The sequence below is a fragment of the Lichenifustis flavocetrariae genome (assembly GCF_026130545.1).
In the GTDB taxonomy this organism is placed as follows: domain Bacteria; phylum Pseudomonadota; class Alphaproteobacteria; order Rhizobiales; family Beijerinckiaceae; genus Lichenihabitans; species Lichenihabitans flavocetrariae.
Window position 1 is genome coordinate 64,728 of the sequence record NZ_JAMOIM010000005.1, and the last position, 20,824, is coordinate 85,551.

At 65.1% G+C, this 20,824-nt stretch carries 17 protein-coding genes and 1 pseudogene; 13 read left to right on the forward strand and 5 right to left on the reverse strand.

Annotation, left to right across the window (positions count from 1 at the left end; translation table 11 throughout):
* The first annotated feature begins 100 nt into the window (after positions 1–100).
* Both M8523_RS09495 and mgtA read left to right on the forward strand, forming a co-directional pair.
* A complete protein-coding gene (locus M8523_RS09495; protein ID WP_282584621.1) occupies positions 101–1,294 on the forward strand; it encodes an acetate/propionate family kinase in 1,194 nt (397 codons plus the stop codon).
* Positions 1,291–3,906, forward strand: a complete 2,616-nt coding sequence (mgtA, locus tag M8523_RS09500) for a magnesium-translocating P-type ATPase (RefSeq protein ID WP_282584622.1) — start codon at positions 1,291–1,293, stop codon at positions 3,904–3,906. Before M8523_RS09495 ends, mgtA begins: the two co-directional genes overlap by 4 nt.
* An 88-nt stretch (positions 3,907–3,994) precedes the next feature.
* Here the strand turns inward: mgtA and pobA are convergent, their stop codons facing one another.
* A complete protein-coding gene (pobA, locus tag M8523_RS09505) occupies positions 3,995–5,170 on the reverse strand; it encodes a 4-hydroxybenzoate 3-monooxygenase (RefSeq protein ID WP_282584623.1) in 1,176 nt (391 codons plus the stop codon).
* Between the two features lie 503 nt (positions 5,171–5,673).
* Here pobA and M8523_RS09510 point away from each other — a divergent pair.
* The 11 genes and pseudogenes from M8523_RS09510 to M8523_RS09560 all read left to right on the forward strand — a co-directional run.
* Positions 5,674–5,814: pseudogene (locus M8523_RS09510) on the forward strand (ester cyclase); the annotation flags it as partial.
* A gap of 462 nt (positions 5,815–6,276) precedes the next feature.
* The gene (locus M8523_RS09515) at positions 6,277–6,828 is read left to right on the forward strand and encodes a MarR family winged helix-turn-helix transcriptional regulator (RefSeq protein WP_282584624.1); all 552 of its coding nucleotides are present in this window, start codon (positions 6,277–6,279) and stop codon (positions 6,826–6,828) included.
* Positions 6,829–6,856: 28 nt separating this feature from the next.
* A complete protein-coding gene (locus M8523_RS09520) occupies positions 6,857–7,564 on the forward strand; it encodes an SDR family NAD(P)-dependent oxidoreductase (RefSeq protein WP_282584625.1) in 708 nt (235 codons plus the stop codon).
* Between the two features lie 33 nt (positions 7,565–7,597).
* Positions 7,598–8,926 carry an NAD(P)/FAD-dependent oxidoreductase gene (locus tag M8523_RS09525; protein ID WP_282584626.1) on the forward strand — a complete coding sequence of 443 codons (1,329 nt, stop codon included), beginning with the start codon at positions 7,598–7,600 and terminating at the stop codon, positions 8,924–8,926.
* 60 nt (positions 8,927–8,986) lie between these two features.
* Positions 8,987–10,672, forward strand: coding sequence for a peptide ABC transporter substrate-binding protein (locus tag M8523_RS09530; protein ID WP_282584627.1), 1,686 nt, complete (start codon positions 8,987–8,989; stop codon positions 10,670–10,672).
* 107 nt (positions 10,673–10,779) lie between these two features.
* Positions 10,780–11,727: an ABC transporter permease gene (locus M8523_RS09535; protein WP_282584628.1), complete on the forward strand. Its 948-nt coding sequence runs from the start codon at positions 10,780–10,782 to the stop codon at positions 11,725–11,727.
* Between the two features lie 16 nt (positions 11,728–11,743).
* The gene (locus M8523_RS09540; protein WP_282584629.1) at positions 11,744–12,643 is read left to right on the forward strand and encodes an ABC transporter permease; all 900 of its coding nucleotides are present in this window, start codon (positions 11,744–11,746) and stop codon (positions 12,641–12,643) included.
* Complete coding sequence (locus M8523_RS09545; protein WP_282584630.1) at positions 12,643–13,677, forward strand: ABC transporter ATP-binding protein; 1,035 nt, start codon at positions 12,643–12,645, stop codon at positions 13,675–13,677. The genes M8523_RS09540 and M8523_RS09545 overlap by 1 nt, the downstream gene beginning before the upstream one ends.
* A gap of 92 nt (positions 13,678–13,769) precedes the next feature.
* Positions 13,770–14,696: an ABC transporter ATP-binding protein gene (locus M8523_RS09550; protein WP_282584825.1), complete on the forward strand. Its 927-nt coding sequence runs from the start codon at positions 13,770–13,772 to the stop codon at positions 14,694–14,696.
* Positions 14,697–14,762: 66 nt separating this feature from the next.
* Positions 14,763–16,085 carry an NAD(P)/FAD-dependent oxidoreductase gene (locus M8523_RS09555; protein WP_282584631.1) on the forward strand — a complete coding sequence of 441 codons (1,323 nt, stop codon included), beginning with the start codon at positions 14,763–14,765 and terminating at the stop codon, positions 16,083–16,085.
* A gap of 245 nt (positions 16,086–16,330) precedes the next feature.
* Positions 16,331–17,176: an MBL fold metallo-hydrolase gene (locus M8523_RS09560; RefSeq protein ID WP_282584632.1), complete on the forward strand. Its 846-nt coding sequence runs from the start codon at positions 16,331–16,333 to the stop codon at positions 17,174–17,176.
* Between the two features lie 6 nt (positions 17,177–17,182).
* Here the strand turns inward: M8523_RS09560 and M8523_RS09565 are convergent, their stop codons facing one another.
* From M8523_RS09565 to M8523_RS09580, 4 genes are read right to left on the reverse strand one after another with little or no spacing between them, the layout of a single operon-like run.
* The gene (locus tag M8523_RS09565; protein ID WP_282584633.1) at positions 17,183–17,956 is read right to left on the reverse strand and encodes a glutamine amidotransferase; all 774 of its coding nucleotides are present in this window, start codon (positions 17,954–17,956) and stop codon (positions 17,183–17,185) included.
* A gap of 37 nt (positions 17,957–17,993) precedes the next feature.
* Complete coding sequence (locus tag M8523_RS09570) at positions 17,994–18,833, reverse strand: BtpA/SgcQ family protein (protein WP_282584634.1); 840 nt, start codon at positions 18,831–18,833, stop codon at positions 17,994–17,996.
* The gene (locus M8523_RS09575) at positions 18,830–19,756 is read right to left on the reverse strand and encodes a ribokinase (RefSeq protein WP_282584635.1); all 927 of its coding nucleotides are present in this window, start codon (positions 19,754–19,756) and stop codon (positions 18,830–18,832) included. The genes M8523_RS09570 and M8523_RS09575 overlap by 4 nt, the downstream gene beginning before the upstream one ends.
* Positions 19,753–20,820, reverse strand: coding sequence for a phosphotriesterase family protein (locus M8523_RS09580; protein WP_282584636.1), 1,068 nt, complete (start codon positions 20,818–20,820; stop codon positions 19,753–19,755). Before M8523_RS09580 ends, M8523_RS09575 begins: the two co-directional genes overlap by 4 nt.
* Positions 20,821–20,824: the final 4 nt, after the last annotated feature.

Here is a 20,824-nt window from a genome sequence, read left to right on the forward strand (position 1 = left end):
CGTGTGGATCGAGACCCTGCCTACGCCGTTTGGTTCTACTGGGCGTTACGCGGCAAGGTGCGGGCCGACATGTTTCATCACTGCACGCCGGGTTCGCAGCATGAGTGACCGCATCCTCCTAACCCTGAATCCAGGCTCGTCGTCGATCAAGCTCGGCCTCTTCGCCACCGATGAAGACGGGCCGAAGTCCTTTGGCAAGGGCGCGATCGATCTTCGTCAAGCGCCTCTCACCCTCCATCTCACCGAGCACGAGCGCACGACCGAGATCCCGTTGAAAGCAGATGTCACCGACGATCTTCACGATGTCATCGAAGAGACCTTCGGCTGGATCGCGCAGCATTTCGCTCGCGCCGATCTCGCGGCCGTGGGCCATCGCGTGGTCCATGGCGGCGACCGTTTCGCGGGGCCGGCCCGGATCACGGAGGATACGCTCGCCGCGATCGAAGGCCTGATCCCCCTGGCACCGCTGCATCAGCCGCAGAGCGTCCGTCTGATCCGGGCGGTCCGGCACTTGCGGCCCACCCTTCCCCAGGTCGCCTCCTTCGACACAGCGTTCCACCGCACACAAAGTGATCTCGTGCGCCGCTTCGCCATCCCGCGCGCGCTCTTCGATGAAGGCGTCAAGCGCTACGGCTTTCACGGCCTCTCGTTCACCTTCATCGCGGGAGAGCTCAAGCGGATCGCCCCGGACGTCGCCGCTGGCCGCGTGGTGATTGCGCATCTCGGCAGCGGGGCGAGCCTCTGTGGGCTTGAGGGCGGTCAAAGCCGCGACACAAGCATGAGCTTTTCGACGCTCGACGGCATCCCCATGGCCACACGCCCCGGGGCACTCGACCCCGGTGTGCTCATTCATCTCGTCAAGACACGCGGCATGAGCATCGAGGCCGTCGAGGACATGCTCTACCACAAGGCAGGCCTTCTCGGGGTCTCGGGCCTCAGTGCCGACACGCGCGAGCTTCTCGCCAGCCCGGAGCCTGCCGCCCGAGAAGCTCTGGATCTCTTTGCGTTCCGCATCGCACGCGAAATCGCCGCGACCGCCAATACACTCGGCGGCCTTGACGCGCTCGTCTTCACCGCGGGAATCGGGGAGCATCAGCCGCAGGTCCGCGCCGCGATCTGCGACCATCTCGCCTGGCTCGGTGTCGCGCTCGATCCTTCCGCCAATGCCATGAGCGCGACGCACATCGCAGCGGCATCGGCAAAGATCGCCGTCTTCGTCATTCCGACCGACGAGGAACAGGTCATCGCCGACGAGACCCATGCGACCCTGCGCGACCAGGAAACACCGCCATGACCACCGCTGCTCCCCGCGCCGCAGTTGGGCTCGCCACCTTCTGGACGGAGACGCCCGAGGCGCTGTGCGCCACGCTCCACTGCGGCACCGCGGGGCTAACGGCTGGCGATGCCGCGGTCCGGCTCGAGACCTATGGCCCGAACAGCGATGCCGAGGTCAAGCACACAAGCCTGCTCCGCGCCGTGGCCCACAGGCTCCTGGAGCCACTGTCGCTGATCCTTCTCGCGGCTGGCGTCGTGTCGATTGCCACTGGAGATGCGATCGGTGGATTGATCATCGTGACGATCCTGGCGCTCTCGATCGGCCTCGACACGGTGCAGGAGGGGCAGGCCGTCAAGGCCGCCGACCTGCTGCGCCGCTCGGTCGCCCTCAAAGCCGAGGTCAAACGCGACGGCGTCTTCAGCGACATCGATGTCGACAAGGTCGTGCCCGGCGATATCCTGCGCATCCGCTCGGGCGATATCATTCCGGCGGACGCGCTGATCCTCGACAGCACCGCCTTCGTGACCGGCGAGGCGGCGCTCACGGGGGAACCCTATCCAGTCGAGAAGCATGCTGGTCGCGTCACGGCCAAGACGGCCGGCGAAGCCTCGAACGCCGTTTTCCGCGGGGCGGTGGCGCAAGGCGGCGAGGCGACCGCGCTCGTCGTCAATACCGGCAAGGCGACCGTGTTCGGCGCCGCGGCCGCGGCGCTTGCCGAGGTGCAAACCCCATCTCCCTTCCAGCGCGATCTGCGCGAATATGGGCTCGTCACCGCGCGGCTCACGATGGCACTGGTCGTGATCGTCCTGGCGACACGGGTCTTCCTCGGACGCCCGGTCCTCGATTCGCTACTTTTCGCGGTCGCGCTCGCGGTCGGCCTGACCCCCGAGCTTCTGCCGATGATCACCACTGTGACATTGTCACGGGGAGCGATGCGGATGGCCAAGCGCAAGGTCATCGTCAAGCGCCTCGCCTCGATCCACGATCTCGGCGCCATGACGGTACTGTGCACCGACAAGACAGGCACGCTCACTTCGGCTGCCATCACCCTGGCCCATAGTTTCGATCCGACCGGATCCGACGATCCGCGCGCGGCGAAACTGGGGGCAATCACGGCCGCCCTCAGCGGGGATCGCGGCGCACTCGACGCGGCGCTCATGCAGGGGTCCACGACGGCCGCCTCGGGGTGGACGCTCGCCGGCCGCCGGGCCTTCGACTTTTCCCGCCGGCTGGGGTCGGTTCTGGTCACCGGGCCGGAAGGTGTGCTGCTGATCGTCAAGGGCGCGCCCGAAGCGGTCCTGGCACATTGTACCGCCACGCGGAACGGCACGGCCATTGTGCCGATGGGGGCTAGTGAACGGCAAGGCGCCTCCGACAGGGTCGGCACGCTGGCGCAAGACGGCCTGCGATCCGTTGCCGTGGCGTCCCGTGTCTGGTCGGGGCCGACCCGTGAGATCGAGATGAGCGACGAATCGGCCCTGGTCTTCGAGGGCCTTTGCGCCTTTGCCGACCCGCCCAAACCGACCGCCAAAGCCGCCATCGCCCGGCTCGCGGCGGCGGGGATCAGGGTCAAGATCCTGTCCGGCGACGATCCGATCGTCGTCAAGCGCCTCGCAGGTTTGGTCGGCCTGAATGCCGGGGCCGTGCTGTCGGGCGCCGATATCGCGGCGATGAGCGACGAGGCGCTGGCCGTGCAGGTCCGCACCGTCGACGCCTATGGACGTCTCGCGCCCGACCAGAAATCCCGCATCGTGAAGGCGCTCCAGGCCGGCCGCGAGATCGTCGGCTTTCTCGGCGACGGCATCAACGATGCGCCCGCTTTGAAGCTCGCCGACATCGGGCTTTCGGTCGATGGCGCGACCGGCGTGGCGCAGGCTGCCGCCGACATGATCCTGCTCGACTCGGATCTCGCCGTCGTGGCGGATGGCGTCGAGGAAGGCCGGCGGACCTTCGCCAATATCCTCAAATACGTCCGCATGGGCGCGAGCTCGAATTTCGGCAATATGCTGTCCATGGCGGTCGCCTCGGTCGCGCTGCCGTTCCTGCCCATGCTGCCGACCCAGATCCTGCTCAACAACCTGATCTACGATTTCTCCGAGATCGGCATCCCGTTCGACGGCGTGCGGCCCGAGGCAACCGCGAAGCCGCAGGTCTGGGACATGAAGGGCATCATCCGCTTCGCGGCCGTGATGGGCCCCCTCTCGTCGCTGTTCGATTTCGCAACATTCGGGCTCCTGATCGCTGTGTTCCACGTTGCGCCCGAGGAATCCCGGACCACTTGGTTCCTCGAGAGCATGATCACGCAGATCCTCGTCATCTTTATCATCCGGACCAACGGCCGCCCCTGGCGCAGCCTTCCGAGCCCCGCGCTCGCGGCATCTTCGCTTCTGGCCCTGCTGGGCGCGATGCTGCTGCCCTTCACGCCCGCCGGCGCCTGGTTCGGATTCCAGCTGCCGCCTGCCTCGGTGCTGGCGGCGACCGGCGTGATCGTCGTGGCCTATCTGGTTGCCGCCGAGCTGCTGAAACCGATGGCGATCGGCGAAGTCGGCCGCCGACTGCATTCTACCAGTCTGCGAAACCAGACTCCGACCGTCACCCCAAAGACTTCCTCGGCGTCGACGGCCGCTTAAAGAAAATCTGGAGCGCACCGGCATCCGCGGGCCGCTCGACTTGCCGTTCGACAGTTCAAGGCCCGAGGCTATTATGACGGTCGAAAAATCAGCTGAGCGGCAGTCCGACATAATTCTCGGCGAGCACGGTCTGGGCGGCACGGGAGCCACGCATATAGGCCAGTTCGGCAAGCTGCATCTTGCGCGCAAAGGCATCCATCTCGGGAAAGCGGTGAGTCAAGCCGGTGAACCACCAGCTGAAGCGCTCGGCCTTCCAGACCCGGGCGAGTGCGCGTTCGGAATAATGGTCGATGCCTGAACGATCGCCTTCGGCGAAATAAGACATCAGCGCCTCGGCCAGGATGATCACGTCGGAGACGGCGAGGTTCATGCCTTTGGCGCCGGTCGGAGGCACGATATGGGCCGCATCGCCCGCAAGGAACAGCTGCCCGTAGCGCATGGGTTCGGTCACGAAGCTGCGCAGCGGTGCGATGCTCTTCTCGAAGGACGGGCCGCGTACAAGCGCAGCCGCCGCCTCCGGCCCGAGCCGCAAAGCCAGCTCGTCCCAAAAGCGATCGTCGGGCCAGTCCTCGATGCGTTCGTCGAGCCCGCACTGGATGTAATACCGGCTGCGCCGCGCCGACCGCATGCTGGCGAGGGCGAAGCCGTGAGCGTGGTTGGCATAGATCAACTCGTGATCGACCGGGGGGACGTCGGCGAGGATGCCGAGCCAGCCGAAGGGATAGACCCGCTCGAAGGTGGCGAGACGATCCGGCGGGATCGCGGCCCGACTGACCCCGTGGAAACCGTCGCAACCGGCGATGAACGTGCAGTCGACCCGATGCGCCACACCGTCCGTGCGATAGTGCACGGTCGGGCCGTCACTCTCGATACCCTCGATCACGACATCCTCCGCCTCGAACACGATGGGGAGCTCACGCATCGCGGCGGCCTCGAAGAGGTCACGCATCACCTCCTGCTGACCATAGACCATGACGCTGGCGCCGCCCGTCAGATCCGCAAGGTCGATGCGAAAGATATCACCGTCATAGGCGAGCTTCGTGCCCGCATGGACGAGCCCCTCCCGCGTCATGCGCTCGTCGAGGCCGAGCCGCCGCATCAGCGCGACGGTGCCCCGTTCGAGCACACCGGCCCGCACCCGTCCCTCGACATAGGCCCGTGTGCGCCGCTCCAGGATGACGACATCGATTCCGACGCGATGCAGGAGATGGCCGAGGAACAGGCCGGCCGGCCCGGCACCGATGATCGCTACTTGGGTCCGCATGGACGATCCTTCCTGTTCAATGTCATGCTTCCCGCTCGCGCCGCGGCCGAGACACGCGATGTAACGTTTACCTACGAGCACGTGCCGCAGGCTTTTACTCGGCCTCGCATAGCCGCGATGGCATATGGAGCGCGACACGTTTGCGGGCATCGTCCGCTGCCGCGCGCGGGTTGCCCATGTCCCCCGGCCTTCTCCAATGCCGAATGGCCAGGGATCGGCAACTTGATCATCGTCGCATCGCCTTCAGGCCTTGACGCTACGCGCCCGGACTCGTGGCCGCAACGAGCTCCGCGGCGCCGCAACCGCGCCGGCAATGCACAAAGCCTCACGAAATCGGGCGGTCGCTCCCGACATGATCCCAGCAGCGCATACGTGCGCCCGCTGTGAGCGGGTGACGGATCATCAGGCGGCGCCCAGCGGATGTGGCTCTTGTTGATCCGCGCCAGATATAGAGGGAGCGTGTTCCGGTGACGGCCACCGTCGCATTCAAACCGAGACAGGACCCGAAAGGGACATTCCTGGGTCTCGCCATCAACGGCAAGAGACTGCGTTTCACTGAGAACGTCTTCTTTGAATTCCAGGACGCCAAGATCGTGCAAGTCTGGTTGGTGATCGACAAAGCCGCCATCGAAGCACAATTTTAGCCAGGTCAGCCTTTGGAATCACCGATTTGCTTGCCGACTCGGTCGAATGCTCTCGATGATGCGACCCACCCAGCCTAGACGGTGAAGACAGAGGCAAAAACGCATCCAATATTTCTGCAGCATGCACAGAAAGCACGCTTGACGCGCCTAATAGTGGATATGTACCATCATCAGAATACATACCCGTGTTGTCGTTTCTCGCAGTTCGGAGAGACTTTCGTGTTGGCGTCATTTTCTTCCGCATTTCGAAACCGGCAAAATGCGAGGTGCCAACTTTGGAAGCTTTGCTGACGAAAGATAGACCAGCTCCTGTACGGGTAAGTGAGGAGAGCTGCGGCGCGGGTCTTCGACCCCGAAATCGTCATCGCATCTTCTTTGATGATAGCGAGACCGTGAAGTCTCCTCTTGCTATTTCTGCCTTCCAAGTCCGCGTAGCGGGCTTGATGTATAGGGAAGGAAGCCGTGGCTCCGGTTGTCCCCGACGCGCTGAAACGCCGAAGAGCGATGCGGCAGCGCAATGCGGCTCAGGCCCCCAAAACGATCGATTACCAGAACATCGACTTCGACATTTTTGGAACGTTGCTGAGTTTCTATGTTCGCACCGTCAATCTTCTGGTCAGTCGGGATTTGGACGAGCAGACGGTGCCGCTCGGCTTATCCGGTGGCACGGGGAAGATCTCGACCATTCTGTTGATCGGCGCCAATCCCGGCATTCGGCCCTCCGTGATCGCGCATTTCATCCGCAAGGACCGCTCGGCCATGGGCAAGCTCCTGGACCAGATGGAGCGCAGCGGCCTCATCCAGCAGAAGGTGTCGCGGGTCGAACGCCGGGCGCGGGAACTCTATCTCACGCCCGAGGGTCAAGCCCTCGTGAGTCGGACCAGGGATCTGGTGCGGCGGCAGGACGACGAGTTCTTCGCGGCGCTCGATACGGCCGAACGCGCGCAGTTGCTCGGGCTTCTGCGCAAGGTTTACGAGACCTACCTGGACATGAATCCACACGCGGAGGAGTGAGCCCCCCTCCAGGAAGGAGCCGAGACCGATGAGTGCCGAGGGGACCGGTCGGGTCGTCATGATCTCGGGCGCGAACCGCGGCATCGGCGCCGCCATCGCGCGTCACCTTGATGCGAACGACTGGCAGCTCAGCCTGGGCGTAAGATCGCCGACAGCCATGGACGTGCCGCCCGGCGGCAGCGATACGCTGGTGCAGGCTTACGATGCCCGTGATCGCGGCAGCCAGACGGCGTGGGTCGAGGCAACCGTGGCGCGGTTCGGTCGGATCGATGCCGTGGTGGCCAATGCCGGCATCCTGATTCCGAAAAGCGTGATCGAGGCCGAAGACCATGAGATCGACGACGTCTACGAGGTGAACGTGAAAGCGCCGATGCGTCTTGTGCGCGCCGCGTGGCCCTGGCTCAGCGCGACGGGGTGCGGGCGGGTCATCAATGTGGTGTCGCTGTCGGGAAAACGGGTCGCCTCCGCGCAATCCGGGCTTTATGCGACAAGCAAATTCGCGACCCTTGCCTTGACCCACGCCATCCGCCAGGCGGGCTGGGACAAGGGAATTCGGGCGACCGCCATTTGCCCCGGCTTCGTCGCGACCGATATGGCGGCCGCCGCACCGGGCCGCCCGGATCAACTGACACAGCCCGACGATATCGGCCGCATCGTCGCATTCGTGCTCGATCTGCCCAATACCGCGAGCGTTGCCGAAATCCCGATCAACTGGGCGCTTGAACCCGCTCTTTGAGCGCCCTCTGAAACCAAGTGGACCGCAGACACGATGGGACCCCAAGTCGAATCCGTCATTCCCAATCCGGAGATGCCGACAGAAGCCGATGTCGTCATCATCGGCGGCGGCATCATCGGCACGAGCGCGGCGCTGTTCCTGGCCAAGCGGGGCGTCAAAGTCGTGCTTTGCGAGAAAGGTCACATCGCCGGCGAGCAATCGAGCCGCAATTGGGGGTGGGTCCGCAAGGCGCGGCGCGACCCCCGCGAGATCCCGCTCATCGTCGAAAGCCTGCGCCTTTGGGAGCGAATGAACGAGACGGTCGGCGACGAGACCGGCTTCCGTACCACCGGAACCGCCTTTGCGGTCGAGAACGACGCCGATGTGGCCCGCTATGAGACATGGCTCGAACACGCCCGTCCCTATCAGATCGACGCCCGCATCATCTCCGGTAGCGAGTTCGACAAGCATGTGCCGGGGGGTGGCGGCCGCTGGAAAGCGGCTCTGTTTTGCGCCACGGACGGGCGCGCCGAGCCCCAGAAGGCGGCGCCGGCCATCGCCCGCGCGGCACAGCGGGCCGGGGCCGTGATCCTCACCGACTGCGCCGTGCGGGGGCTCGACCGCGCTGGCGGCCGGGTTGCGGCGGTCGTGACAGAGCGCGGGCGCATCCGCACCACGACGGCGGTGCTGGCCGGCGGGGCCTGGTCGCGCCGCTTCCTCAAGGATCTCGACGTCACCCTGCCGCAGCTGAAGGTGCGGGCGAGCGTCATGCGCACAGCCCCACTCGAAGGCGGCCCGACCGCGGCCTTCTGGTTCGAGGGCGCGGCCTATCGCAAGCGCCTCGATGGCGGCTACTCGATCGCCAACGGCTATGTGAATGTCGTGCCGATCGTGCCGGACAGCTTTCGCTTCGCCAAAGCCTTCTGGCCCGCCTTCATGAGTGAAAAGAAGGCGCTGAAGCTCCGGGTCGACCATCGCTTCGTGCAAGAGATGACGGAAGCCGCCCCCGTGCCGCTCGATCAGGTCTCGCCCTACGAGAAGGTCCGGGTTCTTGATCCGCCACCGGATCGCCAATTCAACCGCGAGGCCCTAGCCAAGCTCACGGCAGCCTTTCCGATCTTTGCCAAGGCCCAGGTCGTCCAGGAATGGGCCGGGATGATCGACGTGACCCCCGACGCCGTGCCGGTCATCTCGCCGGTCGACACCGTTCCTGGCTTGATCGTTGCAACGGGGTTTTCAGGCCACGGTTTCGGCATCGGGCCGGGTGCGGGCCGGCTCGTGGCGGATCTCGCCACCGGCGAGACGCCGATCGTCAACCCGCATGATTTCCGACTGTCGCGTTACAGCGACGGGTCCAATCCCCGGCCCATTGCCGGGATCTGATCGCCAGCATGCCCGAACGCGGGCGGGGATCCCGCGTGATCTGAAACAGGGGACGCCAGGATGAACGACGATCGTCACACCACCTGCACCGCTTCGGCGGGAGGACCAAGCCGGCGCCGGCTTCTGGCGCTCGGAGCCTCGGCCGGCGCGCTCGCCTGGCTCGGTCCTCAGGCTGGCTGGATGGCACAAGCGCTGGCGGCGACGCCGCCCGCGAAGCCCACGGGCCAGGTCGTCATCGGGCTGTCGCAGGAGCCCACCGTGTTCCATCCCCTGCTCGTTCACATCGAGGTCGACGAGGCGGTCTATTTCAATCTGTTCAGTGCGCTCTGGCGCGTCGACCCCAAGGGCAATTTCGTGCCCGATCTCGTATCCGAGATCCCGACCGTGGAGAATGGCGGCTTTTCGGCCGACGGCCTCCACTGGCGCATCAAACTCAAGCCCGGCGTCAAATGGCACGACGGGACGCCCTTCACGGCCGAGGACGTCAAATACAATATCGAGCTGATCCAGAACCCGAAATTCCTGGCGGGGCGCAAGGCCGGACACGAACTCGTGCGCGACATCACGGTGGTCAGTCCGACGGAACTGACATGGCGCATGGACAAGCCTTACGCGCCCTATCCGGCCATCCTGTCCTGGACCTTCTTCGTACCGAAGCACATTTTCGAGAAGGAGGCCGACCCGAACAAGCCCGCCTTCGTCAACAAGCCGGTCGGCACCGGGCCGTTCACCTGGGTCGAGCGTATTCCCGGAGATCACATCACGCTTGCGGCCTATCCGGCCTATCATGGCGGCGGACCCTACCTCGAACGCCTCGTCATCAAATACGTCCCCGATCTGACGGTGCTCTACACGCAGTTCCAGACCGGCGACATCGACTATATCGGGCTGCAGGGCATCACGCCCGACCATTATGAGGAAGCCAAGGCCCTCGCGGACAGGGTGGTGACTCCGGTGCCGCAGGCCTTCATTGAGAATATCGGCCTCAACCTCGGCAAGCCTGTGTTCAAGGACCTGGCGGTTCGCGAGGCGCTCTACTGGGCCATGGACAAGAAGAGCATCATCGAACAGATCTATTACGGCCTGCCGACGCCGACCGAATCCTACCTGCCCATGCAATCCTGGGCCTACAATCCGGATCTGCCCAAGCAGAGCTACGATCCCGAGAAAGCCAAGAAGATACTCGACGACGCTGGATGGAAGCCCGGATCAGACGGCATCCGCGAGAAGAACGGCGTGCGGCTGGAATTCACCAATTCCACCACGGCCGGCAACCATGTGCGCGAACAGGCCCAGCAATTGCTGCAGCAGAACTGGGCCGAGATCGGCGCCAAGATGACGATCAGCAACCTGCCGCCCGCGGTGATGTGGGGCGACTATTGGATGATGTCGAAATTCGACTCCGCCATGGTCGGCATCGACTTCATGGTCGGCCCCGACCCCGACGCGACCGACTTCTTCGCCAGCAAGTCGATCGGTGCCAAAGGCGGCGGCGGCCAGAACACCTGCCAGTACGAGAGCCCCGAAGTCGACGCCTGCCTGGCCGAGGGCGCCTCGACGGTCGACCAGGCAAAGCGTAAGGCCGCCTATCTGAAGATGCAGCAGCTGACCCGCCAGGACCTTCCCTACCTGCCGATCTTCCAATACGCGATGGTTCAAGGTGTGAAGAGCAAGCTCCAGGGCTTCGCGCCAGACGTCAGCGTGCAGGAAAATTGCTACAATGCCAATACTTGGTATTGGGCGTGACGCGCGACGTCTGCTGACGTGTTCATGGTGGCGCCCAGGCTTTCTTCGCCCTCGCGGGCGGAGAGAACTGTCTGTGGCGCTCCCGGGCATCGCAACAGGAGGACCCTGTGGCTTCCTTTCTCCTGAATCGCCTGATCCAGAGCGTCATACTGCTCGCGCTCGTCTCGGTGATCGGCTTCGCGGTACTGCATCTCGCACCCGGCGGTCCCCTGTCGCAATTCGCCCTGATCCCCGGCATGACCCAGGAGCAGCTGGCGCATATCGCCCATGAGATGGGGCTCGATCGGCCCCTGCCGCTGCAATATTGGGAATGGGTCAGCCGCCTCGTCACGGGGGACTGGGGCCATTCCTACCGGGACAACCAGCCGGTATTGGCCATCATCTCGGGTCGCCTGCCGGCGACGTTCGAGCTGATGCTGACCGCCATCGCGCTCGCCGTGCTGCTCGGTGTCACGGTGGGCGTGCTGGGTGCGGTCCGGCGCGGGTCTATCTTCGACAGCCTCGCCACCGTGGGCGCCATGGTGGCGCTTTCCATCCCGACCTTCTGGTTCGGGCTGATCGTCATCTACATCTTCGCCGTCAAGCTCGGCTGGCTGCCGGCCGGCAGCCGTTCCACGGTCGGGGACGGCTCGTTCAGCGATTATTTTCGCCATCTGATCGCCCCCGCGGTCGTGCTGGCACTCGTCGAGGTGGCGATCTGGAGCCGTTACATGCGCGGCGCCATGCTGGACGTGATCAGCCAGGACTTCATCCGCACCGCGCGAGCGAAAGGGTTGTCGGAAAAATCCGTGATGCTGCGCCATGCCTTCCGCAACGCCCTGCTGCCGATGATCGAGCTGGCCGGCCTGGAACTGCCGACCCTGCTCGGCGGCGCCCTCGTGACTGAGACCGTCTTCACTTGGCCCGGCATGGGCCGGCTGTTTCTCGATTCGCTCGGCTATCGCGACTACCCGGTCGTCATGGGCATCCTGATGGTGTCGGCCGTGCTGGTGCTGATCGGGAGCCTGTTCGCGGATATTCTCAGTGCCGCGGCCGACCCCCGCATCCGCCTCTAGCCGGTAAGGAGACCGCATGTCCTCCGCCACGGTCGCCGCCGCAGTCCTGCCGAACCGGAGATTGGCTGGTACCAGTCCGCGCAGCCGCGCCTGGGGCCGCTTCAAGCGGCACAGGTTGGCCATGTTCGGATCGGGCGTCATCCTGGTCCTCGTCTTCGCCGTGATCTTCGGACCGATGATCCTTCCCTTCGATCCGCTGCACATCGATCTGAGGCACCGCTTCGCGCCGCCTCCGGGCAATGGTCATCTATTCGGCACCGACCAGCTCGGTCGCGACCTTCTGGTGCGGTTGCTCATGGCAGGGCGCATCTCGCTGACCATCGGCTTCATGGCCATGGTGGTGAGCACGCTGATCGGCACAAGCGTGGGCGTCACAGCAGGCTATTATGGCGGATTGGTCGGCACCGTCCTGATGCGGATCGTCGATGCCGTGCTGTGCTTCCCGTCGGTCTTCCTGCTCCTGGCGCTCGCGGCCTTCATCAAGCCCAGCATCCTCACCATCACGCTGATCATCGCGGCGACGGGTTGGATGGAGGTCGCGCGCGTCGTGCAGGCACAGATCAAGGCCCTGCGGCATCGGGATTTCATCCTGGCCGCCGAGATGCTGGGGGCCTCGGGACGCTATGTCATGACGCGCGAATTGCTGCCCAATGCCGCCGGGCCGATCATCGTGGCCGCGACCCTGACGGTCGCCCGTGCCATCCTGGCCGAGGCCTATGTCTCCTTCCTCGGCTACGGCATCCAGGCGCCGACCGCGAGCTGGGGCAACATGCTGAACAATGCCCAACAATATCTGAACTCGGCCCCGTGGCTCGCGATCTTTCCCGGTCTGATGATCACGCTCGCGGTGACGAGCTTCAACTTCATCGGGGATGGGTTGCGCGACGCCCTCGACGCCCGCATGGATCTGACCTGATGGGCGCGCCCGAGATCGCGACAGCGGTCCTCGATGTCCGCAACCTGTCGGTCGCCTTCGCGACCCATACAGGGCCTGTCGCGGCGGTCCACGACGTTTCGTTCACGGTCGCGCCGGGCGAAACCTTGGCGCTGGTCGGCGAATCAGGGTCGGGCAAGAGCGTCACGAGCCTGGCCGTGATGCGGCTCACGCCGCCAGCGCCCCGCACACGTCTCGACGGTCAGGCGCTGTTCCGCAGCCGTGACGGCACGGTCCGCGACCTTCTGGCGGTGCCGGAACGCGCGATGCGGGCGCTGCGCGGCAACGAGATCGCCATGATCTTCCAGGAGCCGATGACCTCGCTCAATCCCGTGCAGCGTGTCGGCGACCAGATCGCCGAGGCGGTCATGACCCATCGTCCCGTTGGGCGCCGTGAAGCGCTCGACCGGGCCGAACACCTGCTGGCCCGCGTCGGCATCTCCGATGCCCGCCGCCGGCTGGCCGCCTTTCCGCATCACCTGTCAGGAGGCATGCGACAGCGCGTGATGATCGCCATGGCGCTCGCCTGCGACCCCGCTCTGCTGATCGCCGACGAACCCACCACCGCCCTCGACGTCACGGTGCAAGCCCAGATCCTTGAATTGCTGCAGGATCTGCAACGCGAGACCGGCATGGCCATCGTCTTCATCACCCACAATCTCGGTGTGGTGGCCGAGATCGCCGACCGCGTGATGGTGATGTATGCGGGTCGGATCGTCGAACAGGGCGAGGTCGGGCCGGTGATGCGCGCGCCCCTCATGCCCTACACACAAGGCTTGCTCCGCGCGGTCCCGACCCTCACGGTCTCCGATGGTTTCGTCCCGCTCACCAGTATTCCCGGCACGGTGCCGAGCCCCACCGCCCTGCCCCCAGGGTGCGCGTTCGAGCCACGCTGCCCCTACGCGTTGCCGGGACTCTGCGACGCCACCACGCCGCCGCTCGATGATGCGTTCGACGGCCAGCAGGTACGATGTCTCCGCTGGGACGCCGTGGCGGCTTTGGAGGCGCGTCCATGAGCATCATGGCCCTGACACCACCCCCCATCCCGCGCGATGGTCCGCTGTTGCGGGTGGACCGGCTTCGGCAGTGGTTTTCCAGCGGCGGCTTCATGTCTCCACGGCTGACCGTCCGGGCCGTCGAGGATGTGACGTTCGAGATCGGGCGTGGCGAGATCCTTGGTCTCGTCGGCGAGTCTGGATCCGGCAAGAGCACGCTCGGCCGCGCGGTGCTGCGGGTCACCGACCTCACCGACGGCCGCGTCGTGTTCGACGGCCAGGATGTGTCGACGCTGAGCAAGCGCCAATTGCGTCCGTTGCGCGCCCGCATGCAGATGATCTTCCAGGATCCGTTCGCCTCGCTCAACCCGCGTATGACGGTCGGCCAGATCGTCGGGGCACCGTTACGGATCCAGAACCCCGGCATCTCGCGCAGCGAAGTGGAGGCGCGCGTGGGCGACGCGTTGCGGACCGTCGGACTGGCCGACAGCCACGCCGAGCGCTACCCTCACGAGTTTTCAGGTGGCCAGCGCCAGCGGATCGGCATCGCCCGTGCCTTCGTGCTGGCGCCCGACTTTCTCGTGGCCGATGAGCCGGTCTCGGCGCTCGACGTGTCGATCCAGGCGCAGGTCGTCAACCTGCTGATGGAGATCAAGCGCAAGCTCGATCTCACCATCCTGTTCATCAGCCACGATCTCGCGGTGGTGGGTCACGTTTGCGACCGCGTCGCGGTCATGTATCTCGGCCGCATCGTCGAGATCGCCGACACCCGGACGCTGTTTCGCAATCCCCGGCATCCCTACACCGAAGCGCTGTTCTCGGCCGTGCCAGTGGCCGACCCGAGCCGCCGCCGCCAGCGCATCCTGCTCAAGGGTGACCTGCCGAGCCCGCTCGCGCCCCCATCCGGTTGCGCGTTCCGCACGCGCTGCCGCTACGCGATCCCGGCTTGCGCCGAGGCCGTCCCACCCCTCGCTCATATCGGCGGCGGCCACCAGAAGGCCTGCATCCGCGATGATCTCGCGCTGCAGCCAGCCTGCTGAGAAGGGCGGGCACCTCGTCACGTCTGTCGCGTCAGCCGCGTTCGCGGTCGAACCTGGAGAAGAGCCATGCCGCGGTTTTCGCCTTTCGAGGATTCGCTTTGGTTCGCCACGGCTGCCCCTGCCCCCACGACCAGCGCCCTTGAGGGTCGCGTCGAGGCGGACGTCTGCATCGTGGGTGCCGGCTACACGGGCCTGACAACGGCACTGGAACTCGCCCGCCAGGGTGTCCGCGTGGTGGTGCTGGAGGCCCAGCAGGCCGGTTTCGGCGGGTCCGGTCGCAACGCGGGCCATTGTACGCCGACCTTCACGCATTACAGCCTACCGTCGCTTCGCAAGATGCTGGGGCAGCCCTGGGCGGAACGCCTCATCGCCCGGCAGACCCAGGCCAATACCAAAGTCTCGGCGATGATCAGGCGCTACCAGATCCAGTGCGAATGGCAGCAGAACGGATACGTCCAGGCGGCCTCGCGCCCGAGCGCCATCAAGGCGATCGAACAGAAGGTGCGGGACTACAATGCCGTCGGGGCCAAGACCCGCTTCGTCGACCGGGCGGAGGTCGAGGCCATCACGGGCAGCCCGCGCTTTTTCGGCGGCTGGTTCCATACCGAAGGCGGACACGTCAATCCGCTCGGCTACGCACGGGGCCTCGCCCGGGCCGTCATTCAGGAAGGCGGCAGCGTCTACACAAGTTCGAAGGTGACCGGGGTCGTGCCCGAGAGCGGACGCTGGTCAGTGCAGACGGGGACAGGGGCGGTTCTGGCCGACAAGGTCATCTTCTCGACCGGCGCCTATACGGTCGACGGATGGCCCAAGCTCGACCAGAGCTTCAAGATCATGCGCGTCTTCGTGGCCGCGACACAGCCGCTGAGCGATGAAGAACGAACATCCGTCCTCCCAGAGAACACGACCATTCACGACGGTCGCGGCGACATCTACGTCTACAAATACAATGCGGAGGGCCGCATCGTCGCGTCCATGTTCCCGATGGGCGCACGCGGCCGCGACATGACCTACACCCACAAAGTCATGAGCGACCGGCTGAAATGGCTGCACCCGCAGATCAGGCAGGAGATCCGCTGGGAGTATTTCTGGTTCGGCGAGCTCGACATGCAGCACCGCACGATTCCGCGCCTCTACGGTCTCGCGCCAGGGGTCATTGCCTTGACCGGTTTGTCAGGTCGCGGGGTGCCAACGGGCAGCATGCTCGGAGGCATTCTCTCGGAATGGGCCATGGGGGTGCCGGACAAGGACCTGTCGCTCAAGATCGAGCCGCTGCACAAAGCGCCGCTCTACATGAGCTACGGCCCGCAATTGACGCTCCGCTATTACCGCGCGATGGATTGGATGAAATCCAAGCGGGATGGAGCCCCGTTACCGCCCCACGCATGATCTTGGCGGCTTACTTTCGTCGAGAAACCGACCGTCAGCCACAAGACCTTGGCAGCGAGCCGGGCTCTTAAAGCCGTACGATCCTCTGCCCAAATGACCGCATCCTGGCGACCCACTATTCTTAGATGACGAGAGAAAGTGGAAACCGCTCCCGATTTCTTAGACTGGCTATTTCTCCCCCACGCTTCCTCGCCTTAGATGAAGGGCCGCGTCAGTATCGCGCGGCGCGAAGGAAGCGACGATCGATGGCCGTTTTTCTGTGCACCGCATGCGGCACGTCTTTTCCTGAAGCGCCAGTACAGCCGGAGCGATGCCCGATCTGCGAGGACGAGCGCCAGTATGTGCCGGCAGCGGGCCAGGGCTGGACCACCCACCCAGCCTTGGAAGCTGACCACCGCAATGCGTGGCGCCTTCACGAACCCGGTCTCATGAGCGTGCAGACCGTTCCGACCTTTGCAATCGGCCAGCGTGCCTTCCTGCTGCGCACCCCGAGCGGCAACATCCTATGGGACTGCATCTCTCTCCTCGATCCGGCCACCGAGGAACTTGTCAGGGGGCTTGGCGGCCTCGCCGCCATCGCAATATCCCACCCGCATTATTACACGACGGCGATGGATTGGGCCGCCACCTTCGATGCGTCACTGCACCTCCATGCCGCCGACCGCGCCTGGGTTGTTCGGCCCGACCCAAGGATCCGGTTCTGGTCGGGCGAGACGCTCGACCTTCTTCCCGGCGTCACGCTGATCCGCGCCGGTGGACATTTCGCCGGCGGCACCGCGTTGCATTGGGCCGACACGGCGGATGGTGCGGGCACATTGCTCCCCGGCGACATCGTGCAGGTTGCACCTGGCGGCCGGCGAGTCTCCTTCATGCGGAGCTACCCGAACATGCTGCCCCTGCCGGCCACGGAGGTCCGGAGGATCGCCGCGCTGCTGGCACCCTGGCGCTACGCACGTATCTATGGCGTCTTTGCAGGTCTCGACGTGGTCCACGACGGACCCGCGATCGTCGCCCGATCGGCTGCGCGCTACGCGGAGATCCTGGAACATGGGTTGGATGCGGAAGCTGGTAGAGGTCTCGCACAGACCTAGGTGTGTCTAACGCGCCGTGAGCCATCCCAAGAGATTGCGCCAGAGGGTCGCGTAGCCCGGCCAATCCACGAAGGTCTGTGGCAGCCAGTGCGGACCGATGTCGGACGTCCAGACCGCCGTACGGCCTTGCCCGAAGGTTCCGGTGACGAGAAGCGGATGGCCGCCCTGGTCCTCCGGTAGCGTCGCAAGCACGTCGACACCGGTGCCTGTCTTCAGCACGACCTCATTGGCCCCCAGCAGCACCGGCCAGTCTGTGCCGAGGCCCTGGAGCACGGGATGGTCGGCCGGGCCGACCACTTTGGCTTTGAAGCCCTCGGGAATTTCCAGGCGATCGTCATAGGGCAGACAGGTCACCGGCAACGCCTCCTCGACGGCCGTGCGGCTCCAGCGAGCCTTCCCGTCAATGCCCTGAAAGGAAAAATAGCCACCGATCATGGCGAGGCCACCGCCCTGAGCGGTCCAGTCGCGCAGGAGCTTCAGGCGATTCGGATAGGTCTTGCCATGCAACCAGACATCCGGGTGCAGCAGGATCGAGTTGGCGCCGATGTCCGAGAGCAGGATGGCATCATAGGCCTTGAGGCCTTCGAGCGTGCTCGGCACGCCATTCACGGCCTCGTGCGCGGGCATGTAGGTGAGTTCGAAGGGGCTGTCCTTAAGGGCCGCGACGAGCGGTTCGGCGCCCAGGTGAAAAGTCACGCTGCCGAACTGGTCGAAGCCCTTGTAATGGGTCGCCGAACTCACCCAGCTTTCGCCGACCAGCAAGACTTTCTTCTTGTCCATCACACCTGTCCTTGAAGGTTCGGTTGCCCACGCATCATCACCGTCCGGCGGCTGCCGCAAAGGCGCGCACGCGGGCGGGATCGGCCGGGTTCCACCAGACGCCGCCGTGCTTGAGCGACGAGGCAACGATGACGCCATCGACGATGTCCAGGATGGCGGCGACGTTGTCGGCCGTCACCCCGCTCCCGACGAGCGTCGGCAGATGCGATGCCTGCTTGATCTGTCGGATGTAGCCGAGATCGGCCGCGTGGCCGGTCCGCTGTCCCGTGGCGATGATGGCGTCGGCGTCGAAGAACACGAGGTCGCGCACCAGTTCCTCGACCGCCCGGTCGCCCGTGATCGCATGCGCGCCATGTTTCACGTGAGCATCGGCAAAAATGCGGATTCCCTTGGCGCGCAGCCGGGCGCGGTAGCGCATCGCCTTTGCGGCCTCGCCGTCGAGCAGCCCCTCGTTGGCCACATAGGCGTTCGCCCATTGGTTGACCCGGATGAAACCCGCGCCGCTCGCCGACGCGATGGCGAGGGCCGGGATCGGCGCATTGGCCAGAACATTGATGCCGACCGGCTTGCCAAGCGTCAGACGGATGCGATCAGCCGCCACCGCCATATGGGCCGCCACTTCGGGGCCGATGTCGTCCGGCTTGCTGAATGGCACGTCGCCATGGTTCTCGACGATGACGCCGTCGCAGCCGTTGTCCAGATAGGCGCGCGCATCGTCGAGAGCGCGGGTGTAGATGGCATCGACCCCCTCGTCGGCATAGCGCGGCGCGCCCGGGAGCGGCGCCAGATGGATGACGCCGATCAGCGCCTTGGGAGCGCCGAACAGGGCCATGATCGCATCGCCGGCAATGCCGGACACCGGCTTATCGTCGCTCATGAGGCCTGCTTTCCAATGGGAGACCGCGCCAGGACCGCGAGTTCGGCCTCCGTCGGGCAAGACGCGAGAGCGCCCGAGCGGGTAACGGACCGGGATGCTGCCGCAACGGCCTGAGGCAAGGCCTCCGGCAGGTCGAGGCCTCGCAGCAGGGCCGCGACCAGCACCCCGCAGAAGACATCCCCGGCCCCTGACGTGTCGCACACCTCGACGCACGGGGCCTCAACGGCGATTGCCCCGCCGGACCACCAAGCCCGCGCACCCTGCCCGCCCAGAGTCACGACCAGATTCCCGACGCGGCGCTTGAGCATCGCTTTCGCTCCGTCCTCGACATCGGTCCGGGAACTCAGCGTGGCCAACTCGCTACGGTTCAGAACAAGAAGGTCGACGCAGTCCCACCCGATGTCTTCCACGGGAAAAAGCGGACTTGGGTTGAGGACCGTCATGGCCGAGCGAGCCTTGGCGGCGGCCAGGCAGGCCCGCGTCGTGGCGGCGGTCAGATTGCCTTGCAGAAGCACGATGTCGCCTGCTTGCAGGTGATCGGCGAACCCGTCCTGCAACGGATCGAAGGCCTGGGCACAGGCGATGGCGCTGACGATGGCGTTTTCACCGTCCTGCTGCACCAGGATCGTCGAACTGTCAGTGGGAAAAGCCAGGCCCGTGAGCATCGGCATGACGCGCGGATCCCGCGACAACACGATGAGGACCTTTTCGACGTCGTCGACCCCGACGGCCGCATAGAAAAGGACGTCGGCTCCCGCTCGGGCACTCGCCACAGCTTGGTTGAGGCCCTTGCCGCCCAGCCCCACGCGGCTCTCGAAAGCCACCGACGTCTCGCCGGGCCGGGGAAAATGCGGCACCACCAGGGTTGTGTCGAAACACAGGTTCCCGACGACGTGGACCCGGGCGGGGCGGTCCAAGCTCATGTCGCGGCCGAGAACACCCGGACGGGGTTCTCCTTCATCATGAGATCGATCGCGGCCCGGTCGAGACCGTGCCGTTTCAAGCGGGGCACGAAATGCTTGAGGATGTAGCCATAGCCAAAGCCACCGTAGCGGGTCAGCATGATCTTCAGGAACACGTCCTGGCTCATCAGCACGCGATGCCCGAAGCCTTTGTCGATCAATCCGCGAATAGCGCGGGCGTTCTCCTCGTCGGAAGGCGACTGCGCGTTCTGTGCGGCGTAGTAATAATCCATGCCAATCATGTCATATTCCAGGAAGGCGCCGCGTTTCGCGAGCGCCACCTGATAACCGGCGTCATGCCCACTCGGGTTCATGTGGCACAGCACCGTGTGATTGAGGTCGGCGCCCTCGCATTCGACGATGTCCAACACGTCATGCGCCAAGCGCTCCCAACCGGGCAGATGGATCGACAAGGGCACGCCGGTGATCCGCGAGGCTCGCGCGGCGGCGCGCAGCGACTTGCGCTCGGCGGTCGTGAAATCCTTACTGACGCCGACTTCGCCGATGATGCCCGCCATCACGTCGGGTTGCGTCGGCCCTCCGCCGACATCGTTGACGATGAAGGCAGTCGCCTCGTCGAGATCCATGCGGGTGAACCAGTCCGGATGCGACGCTTCGAGATAGAAGCCCGAGCCCATTACGACATTCAATCGGCTGCGCCGTGCAATGCGTTGCAGGGCCGCCGGATCACGCCCGATGCCGAGATTGGTCGGGTCGACCACCGTATCGCCGCCCAGTTCGTAATATTTTCCGAGTTCGCCCACAGCGACGTCGACGTCGAGCAGCAGGCAATTGTCGCGGCTGAGGAAAGGATTCATCCGCAATTCGCCGATGTCTTCCATGCTGACGGGCTTGTCGGACATCGCGAGTTCCGAGGCCGCGCAGGGGCAGTTCCACAGTTTCGAGGCATCGAGCAGGATATGCTCGTGCATCAGCGTCATCCCCATGCGCTCCACCGGAATCGGCCCATGCACCGTCATTACGGTGCCACTCCTCACGCCGACGGGGACCAAGCTGGTGTCCATGTGG

Coding starts and splice junctions, on each gene's coding strand:
- M8523_RS09495 (WP_282584621.1), top strand. CDS start 101: ATGAGTGACCGCATCCTCCTAACCCTGAATCCAGGCTCGTCGTCGATC.
- mgtA (WP_282584622.1), top strand. CDS start 1,291: ATGACCACCGCTGCTCCCCGCGCCGCAGTTGGGCTCGCCACCTTCTGG.
- pobA (WP_282584623.1), bottom strand. CDS start 5,170: ATGCGGACCCAAGTAGCGATCATCGGTGCCGGGCCGGCCGGCCTGTTC.
- M8523_RS09520 (WP_282584625.1), top strand. CDS start 6,857: ATGAGTGCCGAGGGGACCGGTCGGGTCGTCATGATCTCGGGCGCGAAC.
- M8523_RS09525 (WP_282584626.1), top strand. CDS start 7,598: ATGGGACCCCAAGTCGAATCCGTCATTCCCAATCCGGAGATGCCGACA.
- M8523_RS09530 (WP_282584627.1), top strand. CDS start 8,987: ATGAACGACGATCGTCACACCACCTGCACCGCTTCGGCGGGAGGACCA.
- M8523_RS09540 (WP_282584629.1), top strand. CDS start 11,744: ATGTCCTCCGCCACGGTCGCCGCCGCAGTCCTGCCGAACCGGAGATTG.
- M8523_RS09545 (WP_282584630.1), top strand. CDS start 12,643: ATGGGCGCGCCCGAGATCGCGACAGCGGTCCTCGATGTCCGCAACCTG.
- M8523_RS09550 (WP_282584825.1), top strand. CDS start 13,770: ATGTCTCCACGGCTGACCGTCCGGGCCGTCGAGGATGTGACGTTCGAG.
- M8523_RS09555 (WP_282584631.1), top strand. CDS start 14,763: ATGCCGCGGTTTTCGCCTTTCGAGGATTCGCTTTGGTTCGCCACGGCT.
- M8523_RS09560 (WP_282584632.1), top strand. CDS start 16,331: ATGGCCGTTTTTCTGTGCACCGCATGCGGCACGTCTTTTCCTGAAGCG.
- M8523_RS09565 (WP_282584633.1), bottom strand. CDS start 17,956: ATGGACAAGAAGAAAGTCTTGCTGGTCGGCGAAAGCTGGGTGAGTTCG.
- M8523_RS09570 (WP_282584634.1), bottom strand. CDS start 18,833: ATGAGCGACGATAAGCCGGTGTCCGGCATTGCCGGCGATGCGATCATG.
- M8523_RS09575 (WP_282584635.1), bottom strand. CDS start 19,756: ATGAGCTTGGACCGCCCCGCCCGGGTCCACGTCGTCGGGAACCTGTGT.
- M8523_RS09580 (WP_282584636.1), bottom strand. CDS start 20,820: ATGGACACCAGCTTGGTCCCCGTCGGCGTGAGGAGTGGCACCGTAATG.